General features: G+C 55.6%; 17 protein-coding genes, 1 pseudogene and 1 other annotated feature. Of the genes and pseudogenes, 8 read left to right on the top strand and 10 right to left on the bottom strand.

Annotation, left to right across the window (positions count from 1 at the left end; all coding sequences use genetic code 11):
* Window positions 1–7: 7 nt before the first annotated feature.
* The 4 genes from acnA to topA all read right to left on the bottom strand — a co-directional run bounded on the left by acnA (window position 8) and on the right by topA (window position 7,816).
* On the bottom strand, window positions 8–2,680 hold the full coding sequence (acnA, locus tag D4100_RS00635) for an aconitate hydratase AcnA (protein ID WP_119802582.1): 2,673 nt from the start codon (window positions 2,678–2,680) through the stop codon (window positions 8–10).
* A 394-nt stretch (window positions 2,681–3,074) separates the two neighbouring features.
* On the bottom strand, window positions 3,075–3,518 hold the full coding sequence (locus D4100_RS00630) for a phage tail protein (protein WP_006321118.1): 444 nt from the start codon (window positions 3,516–3,518) through the stop codon (window positions 3,075–3,077).
* A 376-nt stretch (window positions 3,519–3,894) separates the two neighbouring features.
* Window positions 3,895–4,869, bottom strand: a complete 975-nt coding sequence (gene cysB, locus D4100_RS00625) for an HTH-type transcriptional regulator CysB (protein ID WP_004945202.1) — start codon at window positions 4,867–4,869, stop codon at window positions 3,895–3,897.
* 349 nt (window positions 4,870–5,218) lie between these two features.
* Window positions 5,219–7,816 (bottom strand): type I DNA topoisomerase, encoded by a 2,598-nt coding sequence (gene topA, locus D4100_RS00620; RefSeq protein ID WP_119802580.1) that lies wholly within the window; start codon window positions 7,814–7,816, stop codon window positions 5,219–5,221.
* A gap of 425 nt (window positions 7,817–8,241) precedes the next feature.
* Here topA and D4100_RS00615 point away from each other — a divergent pair, with 425 nt between their 5' ends.
* Complete coding sequence (locus D4100_RS00615; protein ID WP_119802578.1) at window positions 8,242–8,493, top strand: YciN family protein; 252 nt, start codon at window positions 8,242–8,244, stop codon at window positions 8,491–8,493.
* Window positions 8,494–8,539: 46 nt separating this feature from the next.
* Here the strand turns inward: D4100_RS00615 and sohB are convergent, their stop codons facing one another.
* Entirely contained in the window at window positions 8,540–9,586 is a 1,047-nt protein-coding gene (gene sohB, locus D4100_RS00610) for a protease SohB (protein ID WP_006321124.1), read from the bottom strand.
* A 359-nt stretch (window positions 9,587–9,945) separates the two neighbouring features.
* On the opposite strand from sohB, the gene D4100_RS00605 reads away from it, so the two are divergent.
* Both D4100_RS00605 and cobO read left to right on the top strand, forming a co-directional pair.
* Window positions 9,946–10,707, top strand: coding sequence for a YciK family oxidoreductase (locus D4100_RS00605; protein WP_006321126.1), 762 nt, complete (start codon window positions 9,946–9,948; stop codon window positions 10,705–10,707).
* Window positions 10,708–10,720: 13 nt separating this feature from the next.
* Complete coding sequence (gene cobO / locus D4100_RS00600; RefSeq protein WP_119802576.1) at window positions 10,721–11,311, top strand: cob(I)yrinic acid a,c-diamide adenosyltransferase; 591 nt, start codon at window positions 10,721–10,723, stop codon at window positions 11,309–11,311.
* A 43-nt stretch (window positions 11,312–11,354) separates the two neighbouring features.
* Here the strand turns inward: cobO and rluB are convergent, their stop codons facing one another.
* The 5 genes from rluB to rnm all read right to left on the bottom strand — a co-directional run bounded on the left by rluB (window position 11,355) and on the right by rnm (window position 15,440).
* On the bottom strand, window positions 11,355–12,251 hold the full coding sequence (gene rluB, locus D4100_RS00595; RefSeq protein ID WP_119802574.1) for a 23S rRNA pseudouridine(2605) synthase RluB: 897 nt from the start codon (window positions 12,249–12,251) through the stop codon (window positions 11,355–11,357).
* 209 nt (window positions 12,252–12,460) lie between these two features.
* Window positions 12,461–13,258, bottom strand: coding sequence for an alpha/beta fold hydrolase (locus D4100_RS00590; RefSeq protein ID WP_119802572.1), 798 nt, complete (start codon window positions 13,256–13,258; stop codon window positions 12,461–12,463).
* Window positions 13,259–13,409: 151 nt separating this feature from the next.
* Window positions 13,410–13,769 carry a Rap1a/Tai family immunity protein gene (locus D4100_RS00585; protein WP_006321147.1) on the bottom strand — a complete coding sequence of 120 codons (360 nt, stop codon included), beginning with the start codon at window positions 13,767–13,769 and terminating at the stop codon, window positions 13,410–13,412.
* Window positions 13,770–13,883: 114 nt separating this feature from the next.
* Window positions 13,884–14,504: an L-threonylcarbamoyladenylate synthase gene (locus D4100_RS00580; RefSeq protein ID WP_006321148.1), complete on the bottom strand. Its 621-nt coding sequence runs from the start codon at window positions 14,502–14,504 to the stop codon at window positions 13,884–13,886.
* 48 nt (window positions 14,505–14,552) lie between these two features.
* On the bottom strand, window positions 14,553–15,440 hold the full coding sequence (gene rnm, locus D4100_RS00575) for an RNase RNM (protein ID WP_119802570.1): 888 nt from the start codon (window positions 15,438–15,440) through the stop codon (window positions 14,553–14,555).
* Window positions 15,441–15,682: 242 nt separating this feature from the next.
* Window positions 15,683–15,786: a sequence feature (Trp leader region), on the top strand.
* 25 nt (window positions 15,787–15,811) lie between these two features.
* Between rnm and D4100_RS00570 the strand changes: the two genes are divergently transcribed.
* The 5 genes and pseudogenes from D4100_RS00570 to trpA all read left to right on the top strand — a co-directional run bounded on the left by D4100_RS00570 (window position 15,812) and on the right by trpA (window position 22,492).
* Window positions 15,812–17,374, top strand: coding sequence for an anthranilate synthase component 1 (locus tag D4100_RS00570; RefSeq protein WP_006321158.1), 1,563 nt, complete (start codon window positions 15,812–15,814; stop codon window positions 17,372–17,374).
* A pseudogene (gene trpD, locus D4100_RS25850) lies at window positions 17,374–18,968 on the top strand (bifunctional anthranilate synthase glutamate amidotransferase component TrpG/anthranilate phosphoribosyltransferase TrpD). Before D4100_RS00570 ends, trpD begins: the two are co-directional and overlap by 1 nt.
* A gap of 3 nt (window positions 18,969–18,971) precedes the next feature.
* Window positions 18,972–20,333: a bifunctional indole-3-glycerol-phosphate synthase TrpC/phosphoribosylanthranilate isomerase TrpF gene (gene trpCF / locus D4100_RS00555; RefSeq protein ID WP_199685662.1), complete on the top strand. Its 1,362-nt coding sequence runs from the start codon at window positions 18,972–18,974 to the stop codon at window positions 20,331–20,333.
* A gap of 159 nt (window positions 20,334–20,492) precedes the next feature.
* The gene (trpB, locus tag D4100_RS00550) at window positions 20,493–21,686 is read left to right on the top strand and encodes a tryptophan synthase subunit beta (protein WP_172479814.1); all 1,194 of its coding nucleotides are present in this window, start codon (window positions 20,493–20,495) and stop codon (window positions 21,684–21,686) included.
* Window positions 21,686–22,492 carry a tryptophan synthase subunit alpha gene (gene trpA / locus D4100_RS00545; RefSeq protein ID WP_119802564.1) on the top strand — a complete coding sequence of 269 codons (807 nt, stop codon included), beginning with the start codon at window positions 21,686–21,688 and terminating at the stop codon, window positions 22,490–22,492. The genes trpB and trpA overlap by 1 nt, the downstream gene beginning before the upstream one ends.
* The last annotated feature ends 27 nt before the right edge of the window (window positions 22,493–22,519 follow it).

Genomic DNA, 22,519 nt, shown 5'->3' with positions numbered 1-22,519 from the left:
CGCATTCTTACAACATTTTCCTGATTACATAGTGCAGGATGCCGTCGTTCTCGTAGTAGGTCAGCTCATTGCCGGTATCGATGCGGCAACGCGTATTAACCACTTCCTGGCGACCGTCCGCGTAGGTGATATGCACCGGTACCCTCTGCCCCGGTTTCAGCGTTTGCAAACCACTGACGCTGATCTGCTCATCCCCGCTCAGCCCCAGCGTTTTGCGGTTGACGCCTACCGGGAACTCCAGTGGCAGAATGCCCATACCGATCAGGTTCGAGCGATGGATACGCTCAAAGGACTCGGCAATCACCACCCGAACCCCCAGCAGGCGCGGCCCCTTCGCCGCCCAGTCGCGGCTGGAGCCGGAACCGTACTCTTTCCCGGCAATGACCGCCAGCGGTACCTGCTCCTGCTGATACTGCATAGCGGCGTCGTAGATCGACAGCTGATTTTGCGAAGGAATATGGCGAGTGTAACCCCCTTCAATTCCCGGCACCATTTCGTTGCGGATGCGGATATTGGCAAAGGTGCCGCGCATCATCACCTCATGGTTACCGCGGCGCGAGCCGTATGAGTTAAAGTCCTGGGCCGCGACACCGCGATCGCTCAGGTAGCGCCCCGCCGGGCTGTCGCGCTTGATATTCCCCGCCGGGGATATATGGTCGGTCGTCACGGAATCCGCCAGAATCGCAAGAATGCGCGCATTCCTGATATCCTGTACCGGGTCCGGTTTCGCCTGCATGGTGCTGAAGAACGGTGGGTGGCGAATATAGGTGGAGTCAGCCTGCCACTGGTAAGTGGCCGAACCGGCAACCTGAATTGCCTGCCAATTGGCGTCACCATCAAACACCGCGCCATATTCCTTGTGGAACATTTCGGTGCGGACCTGTTCCACCGCCAGAGCGATGTCCTGGCTACTCGGCCAGATATCCTTCAGATAAACCGGCTTGCCATCGCGGCCATCACCTAGCGGCTCGTTGGTCAAATCAACCTTCATGCTGCCTGCCAGCGCATAGGCCACCACCAGCGGCGGCGAGGCCAGCCAGTTGGTTTTCACCAGCGGGTGGATGCGCCCTTCGAAGTTGCGGTTACCCGACAGCACCGCACCCACGGTAAGATCGCCCTCTTTGATAGCTTGCTCGATGGGCTCAGGCAATGGCCCGGAGTTGCCGATACAGGTGGTACACCCATAGCCCACCAGATTAAAACCCAGCTCTTCAAGGTATGGCGTCAGCTTGGCGCTGTCGAAATAGTCGGTGACCACCTTGGAACCAGGTGCCAGCGAAGTCTTCACCCAAGGCTTGGTCCGCAATCCTTTCTTCACCGCATTCTTCGCCAGCAGGCCGGCGGCCATCATTACGCTGGGATTGGAGGTATTGGTGCATGAAGTGATCGCTGCAATCACTACCGCGCCATTGTGCAGTTCGTGTTCCTGACCACTGAGAGTAAAGGTTTTAAATTCCGACTTGCCCTTTTGGCTGCCGATATCCAACTCGGTTGCGGCATTAAACGCCCTCGGCACATCCGGCAACGCCACGCGATCCTGCGGGCGTTTCGGCCCGGCGAGGCTGGCCACTACCGTCGACATATCCAGCGCCAGCGTGCTGGTAAACACCGGTTCATCGCCAGGGTGGCGCCACATGCCCTGCACTTTGGCGTAGGCTTCCACCAGCGCTATTTGCTCATCGCTGCGGCCGCTCAACTTCATGTACCCGAGTGTGACTTCATCCACCGGGAAGAAACCGCAGGTGGCGCCAAACTCCGGCGACATGTTGGCGATGGTCGCCCGATCGGCCAGCGGCAGGCTGGCCAGCCCGTCGCCGTAGAATTCAACGAATTTACCTACCACGCCATGCTTACGCAGCATTTGGGTTACCGTCAACACCAGATCTGTGGCGGTGATGCCTTCGCCGAGTTTGCCCGTCAGCTTGAAACCCACCACGTCCGGGATCAGCATGGATACCGGTTGACCAAGCATCGCCGCTTCGGCTTCGATACCGCCAACGCCCCAACCGAGAATGCCCAGACCGTTAATCATGGTGGTATGAGAGTCGGTGCCGACCAGGGTGTCCGGATAGGCAACATGCCTGCCGCTTTCGTCGGTATGCCACACCGTCTGGCCGAGGTATTCCAGGTTAACCTGATGGCAGATGCCGGTGCCCGGCGGTACCACGCGGAAGCGGTTGAAGGCTTTCTGCCCCCAACGCAGGAAAGTGTAGCGCTCGTGATTGCGCTCCATTTCGATACGCACGTTTTCTTCAAACGCATCGTCGTCACCGAACTCATCCACGGTGACCGAGTGGTCAATCACCAGATCAACCGGCGACAGCGGATTAACCTGGTCAACATTGCCCCCCAACCGCTGCACCGCTTCGCGCATGGCGGCCAGATCTACCACCGCAGGCACGCCGGTAAAGTCCTGCATCAACACGCGCGCCGGGCGGTAGGCAATTTCGCGATCGGCATGGCCGGTTTGCAACCAATCGACTATGGCTTTCAGATCATCAACCTGCACGGTATCGCCATCCACATGGCGCAGCAGGTTTTCCAACAGCACTTTCATCGATTTTGGCAGCCGGTCGATATCTCCCAACTGTTTCGCCGCCAACGGCAGACTGTAGTAGTAATACTCGCTGTTCAGCGCAACCAGCTTATCCAGACTCGTTTCTCTAAGATCGGACGACATAGCTCCTCCATTTCTTATTATGACTAAAACAGGGTAATCACTGAGGTCTTGTTTAAAGATACCACATAGAAGAATTAACGTTTTGATAACAACACGTTTTGATCAGAACGATAGGCAGAAGCAATCAACGGCGGAAAACACTCACGCCTGCGGCTAAATCATGTACTGAAGGACCGTAACTGTATACATCCCTACACACGGGCGGCACGGCGATAACGCATTTTTCCCTGTCCAATTTGACCGGACAATTTTGGAAACTCATGCTGGGTGTCTATAGACTGGAGAACGCGGCAAAGTTTCGCCAATTCGCCGATCCCGCCGCAGCTAAACTGGTATTGCGCTTTATCGTCACCCAAAACGCGGCCGGATAAGGCGACGCACTCTGCTCCCACTATTAGACTGAGTGACATTCGACAGTCAGACGATCAGCGTTGAGCGTGATCTGTTTAACGACCACCTCATTACTGGAAGCATCCAGACTCGGCCCCGTAATACCAGTAGGAAAGCAGTTGAAAACGTTCCATGTGACATACAGCACCTTACCGGATTCATCGGTCAAGCTAATGGATATGTCCTTCTTACCATCGCTGTGATTGGCATAGTTATATAACCATTCATAAAATTTGCACTCACCCGGAAAAACCGCTTGCGAAAGCGTAATTGAGGGGAGCTGTGCACGAAACAATCCCCCCATACCATCACGGTAGTCAACACTATCGTATTGCTGATCTAATCCACTCACGGAACTACAGCGAATCACATCATCGCCAATGGTAACCGTGAAACGGAATGAGGGAACAGGGTTAGTTGCATCAATAATATCGGAAGAATCTGCCATAGTTATTTCTCTGTATATACAGTAGTGGTAATAATGATAATGTAGATTTTTTTAATTATTTCACTGTTAAACTTTTTTAGGAATTCCCTCACTCTGTAGGCTTATGCTCGAGGCAATTGAAGCCAGAAAACAGCACAAAACCGCCCTGAGAGCGTTTTAGAGGGGTAGGCAGAGAGAATGTGTGGCTAGATGTGTAACGTGGTCGACAACGCGGTTAAGAGGCGATCTAACGAAAGGTGAAAACGGGAGAGTTGAATTTCCCCTCCCGTTGAGTCAAGCTCACCGCCTGTTTAGATCAACAGGATCGAAACAGGATACAAACAGGTGAGCGAACACCAGAGAATCGAAGCCTGCGGTAAGTCATTGGTTTACCGACTTACTTAATCGGCAGCTTGATGTCCTTGAACATTGCCTCGATCTCTTCGTTCGATCGCAGTGCTACCGCATTGTCGACCACGTCGCGGGTCAGGTGCGGAGCAAAACGCTGGATAAAATCGTACATGTAGCTGCGCAGGAAGGTACTGCGACGGAAGCCGATTTTGGTCGTGCTGTAGGTGAAGATATCGCGCGCATCCACAGTCACCAGATCCGGATCCTGCACCGGATCCACCGCCATACTGGCGATAACCCCAACCCCTAGCCCAAGGCGCACGTAGGTTTTAATCACATCAGCATCAGTTGCGGTAAATACGATGCGTGGCGTCAGGCCGGCGCGGTTGAACGCCGTGTCCAGCTCGGAACGCCCGGTAAAGCCGAAGGTATAGGTGACGATCGGGTACGCCGCCAATTCCTCAATGGTGATATGGCTTTTGCCGGCTAATGGGTGATCGGGCTTCACTACCACCGCGCGGTTCCAATGGTAGCAAGGCAACATGATCAAATCGTCGTAAAGATGCAGCGCTTCGGTGGCAATGGCAAAGTCCGCGTTGCCTTTGGATACCGCTTCTGCAATTTGCGTCGGCGACCCCTGATGCATGTGCAACGAAACGCGCGGGTAGCGCTCGATAAAGCCTTTGATGACGTTGGGCAGCGCGTAACGCGCCTGAGTATGAGTGGTAGCGACGTACAGCGAACCTTTATCTGGATAGGTGTGCTCGCCGGCAACGGCTTTGATCGCGTCCACTTTAGACAGAACCTCACGCGCGATGCGGATGATTTCCTGGCCTGCCGGGGTAACCTGAGTAAGGTGTTTGCCGCTGCGAGCGAAAATCTGGATACCCAACTCATCTTCCAGCATACGCACTTGCTTGCTGATACCGGGTTGTGAAGTGTAAAGCCCTTCTGCCGTCGAGGAGACATTCAGGTTGTGGTTAACCACTTCCACAATGTAACGAAGCTGCTGCAATTTCATATCTTATACCATCCTAGGTTAAACACTGCGGCTTACCCGCAGCCAGGTATATCGGTGTCGCCCCGGTATGCTGAAAACTGACAAGCCTAAACACAGTGTCTTACCCAGATGCTGAAGAAAACGCCGTTATTAATAAGCTTTAATCATAAAAAAACTTTTTATATAACCACTATATCACGTAGCCGCTTCAAGTATAGATCCACGTCACATCATGATAACGATTATTTTGCATTGCTATCAACGTGAAACCTTGGCTCCCGGGCAGGAAAAATAGGCCTGCCCCCGTTTAGGCAACAAAAAACCAGCCACCAGGGCTGGTTTTTATTATTGCATCCATGACGCTGCAGATTTACTTTTTGCCTTCCACCCATTTGCCATCAACGTAGAAAGCGGACCAGCCAGTGGCCTTACCGTCTTTCTCTGAAGAGACATACTGTTGTTTGGTTTTACGGCTGAAGCGCACCATCGTTTTGTTGCCCTCGCCATCCGCGACCGGCGCATCCGCCAGGTAACGCAGTTTTTCCGGCAGACGATCCTTGAAACGGGCCAGCTCTTCTACCAGTGGCGCACGAGTTTCGCGCGATTTGGGGAAGGTATTGGCCGCCAGGAACACGCCGGCAGCACCGTCGCGCAACACAAAGTAAGCGTCTGACTTTTCGCATGGCAACTCCGGCAACGGAACCGGATCTTCCTTCGGCGGTGCAACGTCGCCGTTACGCAGGATCTTACGGGTGTTTTTGCACGTCTCGTTGGTGCAGCCCATATACTTGCCGAAGCGCCCCATTTTCAGGTGCATTTCGGAACCACACTTGTCGCACTCAACCACCGGGCCGTCATACCCTTTCAGACGGAATTCGCCCTCTTCGATTTCATAGCCGTCACACGCCGGGTTGTTACCGCAGACGTGCAGCTTACGCTGGTTATCGATCAGGTAGCTGTCCATCGCCGTGCCGCATTTCTGGCAACGATGGCGAGCACGCAACGCGTTGGTTTCTGCATCATCCCCTTCGAGGATGTTCAGCACTTCCGTTTCCGGAATCAGGTTGATGGTGGTTTTGCAGCGCTCCTTCGGCGGCAGCGCATAGCCGGAACAACCGAGGAACACGCCGGTACTGGCGGTTCGGATACCCATTTTACGGCCGCAGGTCGGGCAGTCAATGCTGGTCATGACCATCTGATTCGGGCGCATGCCGCCGTCTTCAGGATCTTTCTCCGCCGTCTCCAGCTGTTCGCTGAACTCGGCAAAAAACTCATCCAGCACCGCTTTCCACTCGGCGTGATTATTGGCTACCTGGTCAAGGCCATTTTCCATGCGAGCGGTAAAGTCATAGTTCATCAACTCGCGGAAGTTCTCTTCCAGACGGTCGGTAACGATCTCACCCATTTTCTCGGCGTAGAAACGGCGACTTTCGACCCGTACATAGCCACGATCCTGAATGGTCGAGATAATCGATGCATAAGTCGATGGACGGCCGATACCGCGTTTTTCCAGTTCTTTCACCAGCGAGGCCTCGCTGTAACGCGCAGGCGGCTTGGTGAAGTGCTGGCTCGGGATCAGCTTTTGCAGTTCCAGATCGCTGCCTACTTCGACGTACGGCAAAGTGCGGTCTTCGTCACCCTTGCGCAAGGCAGGCATCACTTTGGTCCAGCCATCGAAACGCAGCGTACGGCCTTTGGCGCGCAACTGATAATCACCGGCCTTCACTGACAGCGTAGTGGAGTCGTACTGTGCCGGCGTCATCTGACAGGCCACAAACTGACGCCAGATCAGTTGATACAGCTTTTGCGCATCCGCTTCCATATCTTTCAACTGCTCGGACAGCACGTTCACATCCGACGGACGGATAGCTTCGTGCGCTTCCTGCGAGTTTTCTTTGCTGCTGTACTGATTCGGCGCTTTCGGCAGGTACTTGTCGCCGAAATTGTCGCCGATATAGCCACGCACCATGTTGAGCGCATCCTGGCTCAGGTTGGTGGAGTCGGTACGCATATAGGTGATGTGGCCGGCTTCATACAACCGCTGTGCCATCATCATGGTTTTCTTCACGCCAAAACTCAGCCGGGTGCTGGCCGCCTGTTGCAACGTAGAAGTAATGAAAGGCGCGCCAGGCTTGCTGCTGGTGGGTTTGTCTTCGCGATCAAGCACCGTATAACGGGCTTTCTCCAGCAGTTTAAGGGCGGCGTGGGTCTGCTCACGGTTAACCGGTTTGAAGGGTTTGTCGTGGGCATGCGTCACTTCCATCTGCAGCGCGGTATCGTTCTTCGCCAGCAGATCGGCGTGCAGCTCCCAGTACTCTTCCGGCACAAAGGCTTTGATGTCGCGCTCACGCTCCACCACCAACCGTACCGCAACAGATTGCACGCGCCCGGCAGACAGGCCGCGGGCAATTTTCTTCCACAGCAGCGGCGATACCATGTAACCCACGACGCGGTCCATAAAGCGACGCGCCTGCTGTGCGTTAACACGATCGATATTCAACTCACCCGGCTGTTTGAAGGCCTGTTGGATCGCATTCTTGGTGATTTCATTGAACACCACGCGGCTAAAGCGTTTGTCGTCACCGCCGATCACTTCCCGCAGGTGCCAGGCAATGGCTTCCCCTTCGCGGTCAAGGTCGGTTGCGAGATAAATATGGTCGGCGTTTTCCGCTAACGATTTTAACTCTGCGACAACTTTTTCTTTACCTGGCAGAATTTCATAATCCGCTTTCCAGCCATGATAAGGATCGACGCCCATCCGATTTACCAGCGCCGTTTTCTCATCTTTTTTAACTTTCTTCTTGGCTTTGTCTTCGGTTGAGTCAGCGCTCTTTTTGCTGGCTGAGCCACTGGTCGGCAAATCACGGATATGACCGACGCTGGACTTCACCACGTAGTCATTACCTAAGTATTTATTAATAGTTTTGGCTTTTGCCGGGGACTCAACTATTACGAGAGCTTTACCCATATTTACCTTTACCTAAATTTGTTTCTTCTAAAAAGAAGTCTTTTATCTCGCCGTGCCGCAGCGATTCATATCTCTTTTTTATATTGCGGCAGTCTGGCAAGAGATCAACATGTTTTTTTCTATTGGTTGCTTAACTGCTCAACCTGAATGCAAGTTGTTGATCCTGCCGACTATTCACTCATGCCCCAGAAGTATGGCTGTGTGAGACTCATTCATGGCGTAAACAAAAGCTTCCACCCGACACCGCAAAATCCCACACTGTACCTGATAAAAAGCGTCACGCAACCTAATTAGCACGGAAAGAGAGATTTCGCCAATCGATGGATACAGCTAGCCATCCAGATGGCAAATAAACCTTAGTCTGTTTGCGGATAAATGCGAACCGGCGTTAGAATACGCGCAGAATTTATGATTGGAGAGTAATAATGCGCATTAATACCACCCCCATTGGCCGCGAGGCCCTGCTGCAAGAAGCAAATAACATTATTCGGCAGCATAGCGATTATCTGCAGGGCATGGTGGCTAACGATGTTGAACAAAAAGGCAGCGTTTTAGTTTTCCGTGGCGAATTCTTTTTGGATCAGGATGGATTACCTACGGTAAAAACCACTGCAGTATTTAATATGTTTAAACATTTGGCCCACGTGCTTTCCGAAAAATATCATTTGGCTGACTAAGCAAAAAAACGGGGGTTTTAGCCCCCGAGGTGTTTAATCAAAGCGCTTAAAGCAGCGGTTTTTCACCGCGCTGCCACCAGCGCAGCAGCAAACGATCAACGCTTTCCGCCGCGCTGCCGGTAAAACGATCCATCAGACGTTTACGACGCGCATAGCGCACCCCGACCACTTCGTGATTTTCCATTTCGGCGATCAGCAAATCATCACTGGTGCCAATCGCATCAATCAGCCCTTTATCTTTCGCCTGAGAGCCAAACCAGTGCTCGCCGGTCGCCACGCTGTCGATATCGAGCGAAGGTCGCTGCTGGTGCACAAACTCTTTAAACAGTTCATGGGTTTCATTCAGATCTTCCCGGAATTTCTCGCGCCCCTGCTCGGTGTTTTCACCAAACAGCGTCAGCGTGCGCTTGAACTGGCCGGCAGTATGCAGTTCCACATCAATATCGTTCTTTTTCAGCAGGCGGTGGAAGTTGGGGATTTGCGCCACTACGCCGATTGACCCTATGATGGCAAAGGGCGCCGCGACGATGCGATCCGCCACGCAGGCCATCATATAACCACCGCTGGCCGCCACCTTGTCTACCGCTACCGTCAGCCGGATACCCCCAGTGCGCAAGCGGGCCAACTGCGATGCCGCCAGGCCATAACCGTGCACTACCCCTCCCGGGCTTTCCAACCGCAGCAGAACCTCGTCCTGCGGCGTTGCCACCGCCAGCACCGCCGAGATTTCCTCACGCAGAGAAGTCACTTCATGGGCATCCATACTGCCTTTGAAATCGAGCACATACAGGCAAGGTTTGGTCGCTTCAACCGCACCGGCCTTAGCGCGCTGTTTTTTCAGTTTATCGTCGGCTTTGGTCTGTTTTTTAAACTGTTTGCTCCAGGCCTTTTGTTCCGCATCGCCCATCCGTGCCAGGCGCATGTCGCGTTGCATCTCCCGATATTGCTCTCCGAGATCGGTAAGCTGCAATTCCCCTTTGTGCCGGGCCTTGCGTTGCCCAATACTGACCGCCAGCAACGCCAGCGCGGCGATGGCAATCACTACCGTCGCGACTTTGGCCAGAAACAGGCCGTAAACAGATATAAACTCCACAGATTCCGCCTTTATTTACAGGTTGTTAGTATGATCTCATTCATTCTAGCCAACCGACGCTGTGGCTGTCGTGGCTAAATAATAATTCCTTGTGATGCCTCTGTACTATGTGGGCGCTTTTTGACTTAACCAAGCCACCGCTGTTCCATTTTTGTTACAAAAGAATGCCGATTCTGCCGCCTAATCATTGAAAATACGATCCATTTGAGGCATATAACACGGATTATTCATCAACATGATGAGCCAAATTCGCTGCGGGATCCTGCATGCGGTCGAGCCTTTGCTCCCGCCAGGGCCTCTTAATCCACACCACTCCCCGATGCAAGCGGGAGACAGCCACCACGGCGCGAGGAATTATTGTGCATTACCACCCTAAACATGATCTGCTGGAACAAAGAGTCATCCTGGTCACCGGTGCCGGTGACGGCATCGGACGCGAAGCCGCACTCACCTACGCCAAATTCGGTGCACAACTGGTGCTGCTGGGCCGTACCGAAAGCAAGCTGCGGGAGGTACAAACCGAGATAGCCCGACTGGGAGGCGCGCCAAGCTTCACCGTTACGCTGGATTTGCTGCACACTACGCAGGAACAGTGCAAACAAGTTGCGGACGCTCTGGCAACTCAGATCCCGCGCCTCGACGGTGTGCTGCATAACGCCGGGCTGTTGGGAGATATTGCGCCGATGGCTGACTTGTCGATGGAAATGTGGCACGAAGTCATGCAGGTCAACGTCAACGCGACCTTTATGCTCACCCAGGCGCTGTTGCCGCTGCTGCTGAAATCCAATGCGGGATCGCTGGTCTTTACCAGCTCCAGCGTTGGCCGCACGGGCCGGGCCAACTGGGGTGCCTATGCGGTGTCAAAATTTGCCACGGAAGGCATGATGCAGGTGCTGGCCGAAGAATATAAAAGCCGCCATCTTCGGGTAAACTGCATCAATCCTGGTGGAACCCACACCAAAATGCGCGCATCCGCATTCCCGAATGAAGATAAAAGCAAGCTGAAAACGCCGGCGGATATTATGCCGCTTTACCTCTATTTAATGGGCGATGACAGCCGCCGCAAAACCGGTATGAGCTTCGATGCTCAACCCAATCGTAAACCCGGCGCCGCTGAATAAAGGAGGCTTTATCATGACCGAAGACCGCCATCAACAACGTCAGCAGCGCCTGAAAGAACAGGTCGACGCTCGTATCGCCGCCGCCCAGCAAGTACGAGGTTTACTGCTGGTGTTCACCGGTAACGGTAAAGGCAAAACTACTGCGGCGTTCGGCACAGTGACGCGCGCCGTCGGCCACGGTATGAAGGCCGCCGTCATTCAGTTCATCAAAGGCGAATGGCCGAACGGGGAAAAAAACCTGCTGCAGCAGCACGGGATAGAGTTCCAGGTAATGGCAACCGGTTTCACCTGGGAAACCCAGAATAAAGCCGGCGATACCGCAGCCTGTCAGGCCGTATGGCAACACGGCAAACGCATGCTGGCCGACAACAGCCTGGATCTGGTGCTGTTGGATGAGCTGACCTATATGGTCAGTTACGGTTATCTTGAGTTAGACGAGTTGCTGGAAGCCTTGCGACAGCGCCCTGCACACCAGACGGTGATTATCACCGGGCGTGGCTGCCATCGCGATCTGTTGGAAATGGCGGATACGGTGACGGAAATGCGGCCGGTAAAACACGCGTTTGACGCAGGTATCATGGCGCAAAAGGGAATTGACTGGTAACGAAAAGAAAACGCCGCGGCCCTGAGAAGCTGCGGCGTAATGATTAGCTGCGCTTGCTTGGCTTGCCAGGCTTGCTGCCCACTGCACTACGGCGACCGCTGCCGGCCACCTGGGTGTGGCGCTTGACCGCACGACGGATTTGATTCGCTTTCACGCGGCGACGTTCACGCTCCACCGGCATCTTGCTGACGGTTTCAGGTTTCAGTTCAACCAATTCGCGCAGGTAGTTAATCGCCGGCAGTTCCAGCTCGGTCCAACCGCCACGCGGCAGACCTTTAGGCAGATCGATATCGCCATAACGCACTCGGATCAGGCGGCTGACCTGAACGCCAACCGCTTCCCAAAGACGACGAACCTCGCGGTTACGCCCTTCGGTCAGCGTCACGTTGTACCACTGGTTAATGCCTTCGCCGCCCTGGAAAGTGATGGTGCGGAAAGCGGCCGGGCCGTCTTCCAACTGAACGCCCTTGCTCAGTTGCTTCACTTTTTCATCGTCAATCTGGCCAAATACGCGCACTGCGTATTCGCGCTCGACTTCGCGGCTCGGGTGCATCAGGCGGTTTGCCAGCTCACCGTCGGTGGTGAACAACAGCAGGCCTGAGGTATTGACGTCCAGACGCCCTACCGCTACCCAGCGAGAACCACGCAGTTTTGGCAGACGATCAAACACCGTCGGGCGGCCTTCAGGATCGCTACGAGTACAGAGTTCACCTTCCGGCTTGTAATAAGCCAGCACGCGGCAAACCGTTTCTTCGGATTCTTTAATTGAAAGCACGTGACCATCCAGGCGAATTTTCATCGCCGCAGTCACTTCAACGCGATCGCCCAGTTTGGCAATTTTACCGTCAACGCTGACGCGGCCGGCTTCAATTATGGTTTCGATTTCACGACGCGAACCATGGCCGGCGCGCGCTAAAACTTTTTGTAACTTTTCGCTCATTGAGCAACCTCTAGTGTCGCCTTCACAGGCGTCGGGGGGATGACCGCTGCGGCGACAGGCACCACAGCGGTAACAATACGTTTACTTGGATCGAACCGCGCATTATACAGGCTTTCAATAGGGTTGGAACCCACTTTATTACCCGGCCGATTATCGAAATCTGTTAACCGCGAGCTCTTGCCCGCATTAGGTCAAAGCAAGAAAGAAGATTAATCGCCAAGAAAGTTAACCACCGCCCGATACACTTCATCAGGCCGCTCAAGGATCCCCAGGTGCGTTCGGGCATGCTCCAGTCGCACTACCGAGAAAAACGGATATTCGGCAGCAAACGCCCGCTGTTGCTCCAGATAATTTTCATCGCGATCCAGCGAGTAAATATGCCGACAAGCCGGGGGAGAATTTAATTCGCCCAACCGGTTAAGCGGCGATTGATATTGTCGGTAAGCTTGCTCTATCGCCACGCCGGCGGCCTGCCAGACGCGGAAATCCTCGCGGGCCATTTCAACGGTCAGGTGATGTTTCACTCGCGGATGATCAAGACCGCCCTGCCAGAACGCAAACAGCGCATCGCGTGCCGCCAGCCATTGTTCGGACCCTTGCATTTGCTGTACCGACTGGAAAAATGCCGGCACCGGCTGCGTCATGATCCAATCGAGAAAGACCTGGCCCTTGACCTGCTGCGGCATAAGCTCTGCCAGCGCGACGGCAATCCAGCTGGCGTGAGCCACCGAAAGCGTCACAAAATTATCCACCTGCAGCGCAGTCAGCAGATGATGGACGTCCTCCAGCAGATCTTCGGCGCCAAGCGAAAGCGCAGCCTCGCGGGAAGACAGCCCCTGGCCGCGCCAGTCGAGGCTAATCACCCGGTAACGCTCACTCGCCAGCATGCAAAAGGGGTCAAATACCGTTTTTGGCTCACACCAGCCGGGCAGCAAGACCAGCGTCAGCGGACCTGAGCCGAAGTCATGATAATCGAGAGAGTGGGTACCAAAGTGAAACGCTGTCATTTTGCCTCCTGAAGCGTCACGTCCTCAAAACAGTTAAGAGGACTTGTGCACAGGAAGTAAACTGACAGCGTTTGGCGATCTAATCTATTGAAGAACGTGCTAAAAAACGAGGGGCGCACCTAATGAAAAAATACGCACCAAATGAACAGATTTAGTGTCTTTCACAAGGATAAGCAGCGGTTAATGCCAGCATGATCACTGAAGGTGCAGAATAGTGCAGCTGTTCCGGATGTTCATTTAAATAATGCAGTACTGCGTCAGAAGCCATACCTACGCTCATGCCGGCGTCCGGGCAAATATTGCGATTGCCCTGCATCGAATAGGTGTCAAAAACGCCGGCCACATACCCCATAAACAGCCCGCCATCCAACGCCTCGGCAACGGTAGCCGCCCCATTTTTATTTTTCACATAGCCGCCGGTTTCAGACAGCAAAGCGTTGCCGGAATAAAAACCGGCATTGGCCACAGAAGAAAACAATAAGACCGCTAAAAGAGAACCCCGTTTAATCATCGCTACGCATCCTGCCTATTTTCAGTTTTCGATACTGTAGAATAGCGGCTTTCACGATAAATGACGTCGTTTCAGCCACTTTTCAGAAAATGAGCAACCGCCGCAGCGATGAGATCAACGGAAAGGCGTTGTGTCGCCCGCACCTTCGCGGACCACCTCTGGCGCCGACTCAGTCAGATCAATCACAGTGGTCGGCTGCTGGCCCAGGAAACCGCCGTGGATCACCAGGTCTACCTGTTTGCCCAGATGATCGCTGATCTCTTCCGGATCGGACTCGGCGAAATCGTTACCCGGCAACATCAGCGTGGTCGACATCATCGGCTCGTTCAGCACTTCCAACAGCGCCAGCGCAATCGGGTTCGAAGGTACGCGCAGACCGATGGTTTTACGTTTGTCATTCATCAGGCGGCGTGGCACTTCTTTGGTCGCCTTCAGGATGAAGGTGTAATTGCCCGGCGTGTTGTTTTTGATCAAACGGAATGCGGTATTGTCGACATAGGCATAAGTAGAGAGTTCGGACAAATCGCGGCACACCAGCGTAAAGTTGTGGTTACCGTCCAACTGGCGAATACGGCAAATACGTTCCATAGCCGATTTTTCTTCCAGCTTGCAGCCCAGCGCGTAACCGGAATCGGTGGGGTAAACAATCACCCCGCCTTTGCGCAGCACGTCCACCGCCTGGTTGATCAGACGCGGTTGAGGATTATCTGGATGAATATAAAAAAGCTGACTCATGACTTGCTCCTAAAAATGATGCACGCAGGCGCCTCCGCCCACGTTAAATCAATATACTGCGGCCTGCTGCGGCTCCGGCCAGTCACGCCACACCGGCTCAACGCCACCGGGTAACCACAGTTTACGGCCCAGTTCGATCCACGAGCAGGGCTGATGAAAATCCGACCCCTGCGACGCCAGTAATTGATACTCTTGCGCGTACTTCGCCAGTTGCGAACGCTCATGCGGTGCTTGCTGGCACTGGGCCACTTCCATCGCGTCGCCGCCGTGTTCGGCAAAATGCGCAAACAGCCGCTTCAACCATTTAGCCGTCAGATCGTAACGGCCCGGATGCGCGATCACCGCCTGCCCGCCAGATTGATGAATCACATCAATGGCTTGTTCTATTGTACACCACTGTGGCGGAACGTAACCGGTTTTGCCCTTGGCCAGATATTTCTTGAACACCTGCGCCATGTTGTCGGCAACGCCGATCTGCACCAGATAACGTGCAAAGTGCCCGCGGGTCACCGCTCCGCCGTCCGCCAGCTTTTGCGCGCCTTCGAAGGCACCATCGATACGCGCCTTTGCCAGCCGAACGCCAATTTCCTGCGCCCGCAGGTTACGACGTTCACTTTGTTCGGCCAATAGTTGCACCATCGCCGGATGGGTAATATCAATCCCCAGACCAACAATATGAATCTCGTGGTTTTCCCACAGCGTAGAGATTTCTACCCCGTTCACCAGTTGCAATGGCAGCGACAGCTCGGCAATCGTGGCGGCGGCGGCGGCCAGCCCATCGGTGGTGTCGTGGTCGGTGATGGCCAATACGCCAACCCGCATTTCAACCGCCCGCTGCACCAGCTGCGCCGGCGTCAGATAGCCGTCGGAGGCGGTGGTATGGCTGTGGAGGTCGTAAAGGGTAAACGCGGAAGGCTGGGGGTTGCTGTCTGTCAAAAGAAATATCCGGCAATGGCTTGGCCTTCTATCATACCCGCGATCGTCGGCCGGACGGAAATCTATTCTGGATTGCGCACTTCCGCCCTGATGAAAATAACTCACGCTTGCCGCTAAAACATTGTGTAAAAAGAGGGTTGACTTTATTCCTTCGAACCAGTTAACTAGTACACAAGTTCAGGGGCATTCCCTGGTTGGATGATAATCGAGAGAGCACAGAAATGAATAAGCAAACTTCTCTTCTTCGTTGGTGGCGTACTTCCCTTTCGCGGGCGGTGTAATCACGCATACCTGTCATCTGACACTGCAGATTCCCTAAGCCCGCTGGTAATGCGGGCTTTTTTATGGACAAAATCTAACTGGAACCACCCATGATGAACATCAAACCACAACTCACACTGCTGAAGGCGGAAACCCGCTACCGGGGCGATCCTACTACCATTTTCCACCAGTTGTGCGGCGCACGCCCGGCCACCCTGCTGCTGGAGTCTGCCGAGATAAACAGCAAGCAGAACCTCCAGAGCCTGTTGGTGATCGACAGCGCCCTGCGCATCACCGCACTGGGTCGCAGCGTCACGTTGCAGGCGCTGACCGCCAACGGCGCGGCGATGCTGCCGCTGCTCGATGAAGCGCTGCCGGCCGAAGTGCAGATTCAGGCTCGCCCAAACGGCCGCGAACTGACCTTCCCGGCCATTGATGCAGTGCAGGATGAAGATGCCCGTCTGCGCTCGCTGTCAGTATTTGACGCGTTGCGCACTCTGCTGACACTGGTTGACGCCCCGGCTGACGAACGTGAAGCGGTCATGCTCGGCGGCCTGTTTGCCTATGACCTGGTCGCCGGTTTCGAAAATCTGCCGGCACTGCGCCAGGATCAACGTTGCCCGGACTTCTGCTTCTACCTGGCGGAAACCCTGCTGGTGCTGGACCACCAGCGCGGCGTCGCCCGCCTGCAAGCCAGCGTGTTTACCGCCGACACGGCGGAAGAACAGCGCCTGCAGCAGCGTCTTGAGCAGTTGCAGACCCAGTTGAAGCAGACCCCGCAACCCATTCCGCACCAGAAGCTGGAAAACATGCAGTTGAGCTGCAACCAGACCGATGAGGAATACAGCGCCGTGGTCAGCGAGCTGCAGCAGGCCATTCGCCAGGGCGAGATTTTCCAGGTGGTGCCATCACGCCGCTTCTCTCTGCCATGCCCGGCACCGCTGGCGGCCTATCAAACGTTGAAAGACAGCAACCCAAGCCCTTACATGTTCTTTATGCAGGACGACGAATTCACGCTGTTCGGCGCCTCTCCGGAAAGCGCGTTGAAATACGACGCCGGCAACCGCCAGATCGAAATTTACCCTATCGCCGGTACCCGCCCGCGTGGGCGCCGCGCCGATGGCTCTCTGGATCTGGATCTCGACAGCCGCATCGAATTGGAAATGCGCACCGACCACAAAGAACTGGCCGAGCATCTGATGCTGGTCGATCTGGCGCGTAACGATCTGGCGCGCATCTGCCAGGCCGGCAGCCGCTACGTGGCGGACCTGACCAAAGTGGATCGCTACTCTTTCGTGATGCACCTGGTTTCCCGGGTGATCGGCACCTTGCGCGCAGACCTTGACGTGTTGCACGCCTACCAGGCCTGCATGAACATGGGGACCCTGAGCGGAGCGCCCAAGGTTCGCGCCATGCAATTGATCGCCGCCTCAGAGGGCTCCCGTCGCGGCAGCTACGGCGGCGCAGTGGGCTATTTCACCGCCAGCGGCGATCTGGATACCTGTATTGTCATCCGCTCCGCGTATGTTGAAGACGGTATCGCCACCGTGCAAGCCGGCGCCGGCGTGGTGCTGGATTCTGTTCCTCAGGCGGAAGCCGATGAAACCCGTAATAAGGCACGTGCCGTGCTGCGTGCCATTGCCAGCGCGCACCAAGCCAAGGAGGTGTTCTGATGGCCGATATCTTACTGCTCGATAACGTTGATTCCTTTACCTATAACCTGGTCGATCAGCTGCGTGCCAGCGGCCACCAGGTGGTGATTTACCGCAACCAGATTTCCGCAGACATGATTATCGAGCGTCTGCAACAAATGGAGCAACCGGTGCTGATGCTGTCACCGGGCCCGGGAACGCCGTCCGAAGCCGGCTGCATGCCGGAACTGCTGCAACGCCTGCGCGGCCAGTTGCCGATTATCGGTATCTGTCTGGGGCACCAGGCGATCGTGGAAGCTTACGGTGGCCACGTCGGCCAGGCGGGCGAGATCCTGCACGGCAAAGCCTCGGCCATCAGCCACGATGGCGAAGGCATGTTTGCCGGTATGGTGAACCCGCTGCCGGTGGCTCGTTACCATTCACTGGTCGGCAGCAATATCCCGGCCGAACTCACCGTTAACGCTCGCTTTGGCGACATGGTGATGGCAGTACGTAATGACCGGCATCGCGTATGCGGTTTCCAGTTCCATCCGGAATCGATCCTCACCACCCACGGCGCGCGTTTGCTTGAGCAAACTCTGGCCTGGGCGCTGGCGAAATAATAAGGGAAACGACGATGCAACCTATTCTTGAAAAACTGTACCGCTCAGAGACAATGAGCCAAGAGGAAAGCCGGCAGTTGTTCAGCGCCATAGTGCGCGGTGAGCTGGAGCCAAGCCAACTGGCAGCGGCACTGATCAGCATGAAAATCCGCGGTGAACGCCCGGAAGAGATTGCCGGTGCGGCCAAAGCCCTGCTGGCCGACGCCCTGCCGTTCCCGCGCCCGGACTATCCGTTTGCCGATATTGTCGGCACCGGCGGCGACGGCACCAACAGCATCAATATCTCTACCGCCAGCGCTTTCGTGGCAGCGGCATGTGGCGCCAAAGTGGCGAAACACGGCAACCGTAGCGTCTCCAGCCGTTCCGGTTCTTCGGACCTGTTGGCGGCCTTCGGCATTCGCCTGGATCTGCCGGCGGAAGAGTCTCGCCAGGCGCTGGATGAACTGGGCGTGTGCTTCCTGTTTGCACCGCAGTATCACACCGGTTTCCGCCATGCGATGCCGGTACGCCAGCAGCTGAAAACCCGTACGGTATTTAACGTGCTCGGCCCGTTGATCAATCCGGCGCGTCCGCCGCTGGCGCTGATCGGCGTTTACAGCCCTGAGCTGGTACTGCCGATTGCGCAGACCCTGCGTGTGTTGGGCTACCAGCGTGCAGCAGTGGTGCACGGCGGCGGCATGGACGAAGTGGCGATCCACACCACGACCCAGGTGGCGGAGCTGAACAACGGTGAAATTGAAAGCTATCAGTTGACCCCAGAGTCCTTTGGGCTGCAAAGCTACCCGCTGGAGGCCCTGCGGGGCGGTTCACCGGAAGAAAATCGTGACATTCTGGCACGGTTGTTACAAGGTAAAGGTGACCCGGCGCACGCCGCAGCGGTAGCCGCTAACGTGGCGTTGCTACTGAAGTTATTCGGGCATGAAGACCTGCGCCAAAACGCGCAGCAGGCACTGGAAACGATTCACAGCGGGCAAGCTTACGAGCGCGTCACCGCACTGGCAGCAAGAGGATAAATGATGCAGGAAACCGTGCTCAACAAGATTGTTCGTGACAAAGCGCAATGGGTCGCAGCACGACAGCAACAACAGCCACTGGCCAGTTTTCACGATGAAATCGTCCCAAGCGAACGCGGCTTTTATCATGCGCTGCAAGGGGCCAGAACGGCGTTTATTCTTGAATGCAAAAAAGCGTCCCCTTCCAAAGGATTGATCCGCGAAAACTTTGATCCGGTCGAAATCGCTTCGGTTTACAAGGATTTCGCGTCGGCCATCTCGGTGCTGACCGATGAGAAGTACTTTCAGGGCAGCTTTGACTTCTTGCCGCTGGTCAGCAAAACGGTGACGCAGCCGGTGCTGTGCAAAGATTTTATTATCGATCCGTATCAGATCTACCTGGCGCGTTTCTATCAGGCCGATGCCATCCTGCTGATGTTGTCGGTACTCGACGACGAACAATACCGCCAGTTGGCGGCCGTGGCGCACAGCCTGAATATGGGCGTGCTGACCGAAGTGATCAGCGAAGAAGAATTGCAACGGGCGATCACCCTGGAAGCGCGTGTGGTCGGCATCAATAACCGTGACCTGCGGGATTTGAGCATCGACCTGGATCGCACCCGCCAACTTGCGCCACGCGTGCCGCACGGCGTGACGGTGATCAGCGAATCAGGTATCAACAATTACGGCCAAATCCGCGAACTGAGTCACTTTGCCAACGGCTTCCTTATCGGCAGCGCGCTGATGTCGGAAACCGACCTGCGCACCGCCGTACGCCGGGTAACGCTGGGCGACAATAAAGTTTGCGGGTTGACCCGCCCGCAGGATGCCGCAGCCGCCTATCAGGCCGGCGCCGTCTACGGCGGGCTGATTTTTGTCGGGCGTTCACCGCGCTATGTCGACATCAACCGCGCCCGCGAAGTGATCGCCGGTGCGCCGTTGAAATACGTCGGCGTGTTCTGCGATGCGCAAGTGGAAACCCTGGTGCAAACCGTTGAACGCCTTGGTCTGCAAGCGGTGCAATTGCACGGTGCGGAAGATCAAACCTATATCGACGCCCTGCGCGCCAAACTGCCTGCCTCCTGCCAGATTTGGAAAGCGCTGAGTGTGAAAGACAGCTTGCCGGCGCGTGACCTGCAGCACGTTGACCGCTATCTGCTGGATAACGGCGCCGGCGGCACCGGCCAGCGTTTCGACTGGTCAGTGTTGCACGGCCAAAACCTGGATAACGTGATGCTGGCGGGCGGCCTGAGCGCAGACAACTGCGTTGACGCAGCCAAACTCGGCTGTGCCGGGCTGGACTTTAACTCCGGTGTCGAGAGCCAGCCCGGGATTAAAGACCCTGCCCGCCTGGCGGCGGTGTTCAAGACCCTGCGCGCCTACTGAATCAAATATACCCAATAGATTTCAAGGCACAGGAAGGCGGGAAGAGAGCGAATCCCCAGGAGCTTACTCAGGTAAGTGATTGGGGTGAAAGAACGCAACCGACGCACCTGCGGTTTGAAAGATGAAGGGTAGACAATTTAACGGATAATAACGGGAACTATAATGACGCTGCTTAACCCCTACTTCGGCGAATTTGGTGGCCAGTATGTGCCGCAGATTCTGATGCCGGCATTAAAACAACTGGAAGAGGCCTTCGTCAGCGCCCAGCGCGACCCTGAATTCCAGGCGGAGTTTATCGATCTGCTGAAAAACTACGCCGGCCGCCCGACGGCGCTGACGCTGTGCAAAAACCTCACCGCCGGCACCAAAACCAAGCTGTACCTGAAGCGTGAAGATTTGCTGCACGGCGGCGCGCACAAAACCAACCAGGTGCTGGGGCAAGCATTGCTGGCCAAGCGCATGGGCAAAACCGAAATCATCGCCGAAACCGGTGCCGGTCAGCATGGCGTGGCCTCTGCTCTGGCCTGTGCGCTGCTCGGTTTGAAATGTCGTATTTACATGGGCGCCAAAGATATTGAACGCCAGTCGCCGAACGTGTTCCGCATGCGCCTGATGGGTGCGGAAGTCATCCCGGTGCACAGCGGTTCCTCCACGCTGAAAGATGCCTGTAACGAAGCGCTGCGCGACTGGTCCGGCAGCTATGAAACTGCCCACTATATGCTGGGTACCGCAGCTGGCCCGCATCCGTATCCGACCATCGTGCGTGAATTCCAGCGCATGATCGGCGAAGAAACCAAAGCGCAGATGCTGGAGCGCGAAGGTCGCCTGCCGGACGCAGTTCTGGCCTGCGTCGGTGGCGGTTCCAATGCTATCGGCATGTTTGCCGACTTTATCGATGACACCAGCGTTGGCCTGATCGGCGTGGAACCCGCCGGTCTCGGTATCGAAACCGGCCAACACGGTGCGCCGCTGAAGCACGGCCACGTCGGTATCTATTTCGGTATGAAAGCGCCGATGATGCAGACCTCCGAAGGCCAGATCGAGGAATCCTATTCCATTTCCGCCGGGCTGGACTTCCCGTCCGTCGGGCCGCAGCACGCCTATCTGAACAGCATTGGCCGTGCCGAATACGTGTCGATTACCGACGATGAAGCGCTGGATGCCTTCAAGGCACTGTCGCGCAGCGAAGGTATTATCCCGGCGTTGGAATCCTCCCACGCCCTGGCGCATGCGCTGAAAATGATCCGTGAAACGCCGCAGAAAGAACAGATCCTGGTGGTTAACCTGTCCGGCCGCGGCGACAAAGACATATTTACCGTTCACGACATACTGAAAGCTCGGGGAGAAATCTGATGGAACGTTATCAGCAACTGTTCAAACGTCTGGAAAGCAACAAGGAAGGTGCCTTCGTCCCGTTTGTCACCCTGGGCGACCCGAACCCGGCGCTGTCGCTGCAAATTATCGATACTCTGGTTGAAGCCGGTGCCGATGCGCTGGAGCTGGGCATCCCGTTCTCCGATCCGCTGGCCGACGGCCCGACTATCCAGAGCGCTGCGCTCCGCGCTTTCGCCTCCGGCGTGACGCCGACCCAATGCTTTGAAATGCTGGCCGCCATTCGTCAGAAGTACCCGACCATTCCTATCGGCCTGCTGATGTACGCCAACCTGGTGTTTCATAAAGGCATCGATGCGTTTTACCAGCGTTGCGCCGAGGTCGGCGTGGATTCGGTGCTGATTGCCGACGTACCCTTTGAAGAATCTGCGCCCTTCCGTGCCGCCGCCACGCGCCATGGCATCGCCCCTATCTTTATCTGCCCGCCAAACGCAGACGACGATTTGTTGCGTGAGATCTCCTCACACGGTCGGGGTTATACCTACCTGCTGTCACGTGCCGGCGTTACCGGCACCGAAAGCCGCGCTCAATTGCCACTGCATCATCTGGTGAACAAACTGCGCGAATACCGTGCCGCGCCACCGCTGCAGGGATTCGGCATTTCCGAGCCTGCGCAGGTACGTGACGCACTGCAGGCCGGTGCCGCCGGGGCTATCTCCGGTTCGGCGATCGTCAAAATTATCGAGCAAAATCAGGCGCAGCCGGCAGAAATGCTGACTCGGCTGGCGAACTTTGTCAGCGAAATGAAAGCCGCGACCCGAACCTGATCCTTCCTGCGGTGGGCGTGATGGATC

The sequence above is a fragment of the Serratia inhibens genome (genome assembly GCF_003591175.1).
Classification (GTDB): domain Bacteria; phylum Pseudomonadota; class Gammaproteobacteria; order Enterobacterales; family Enterobacteriaceae; genus Serratia; species Serratia inhibens.
The sequence above is the reverse complement of the archived record's forward strand: the minus strand, read 5'-3'. Positions and strand labels throughout refer to the sequence as shown.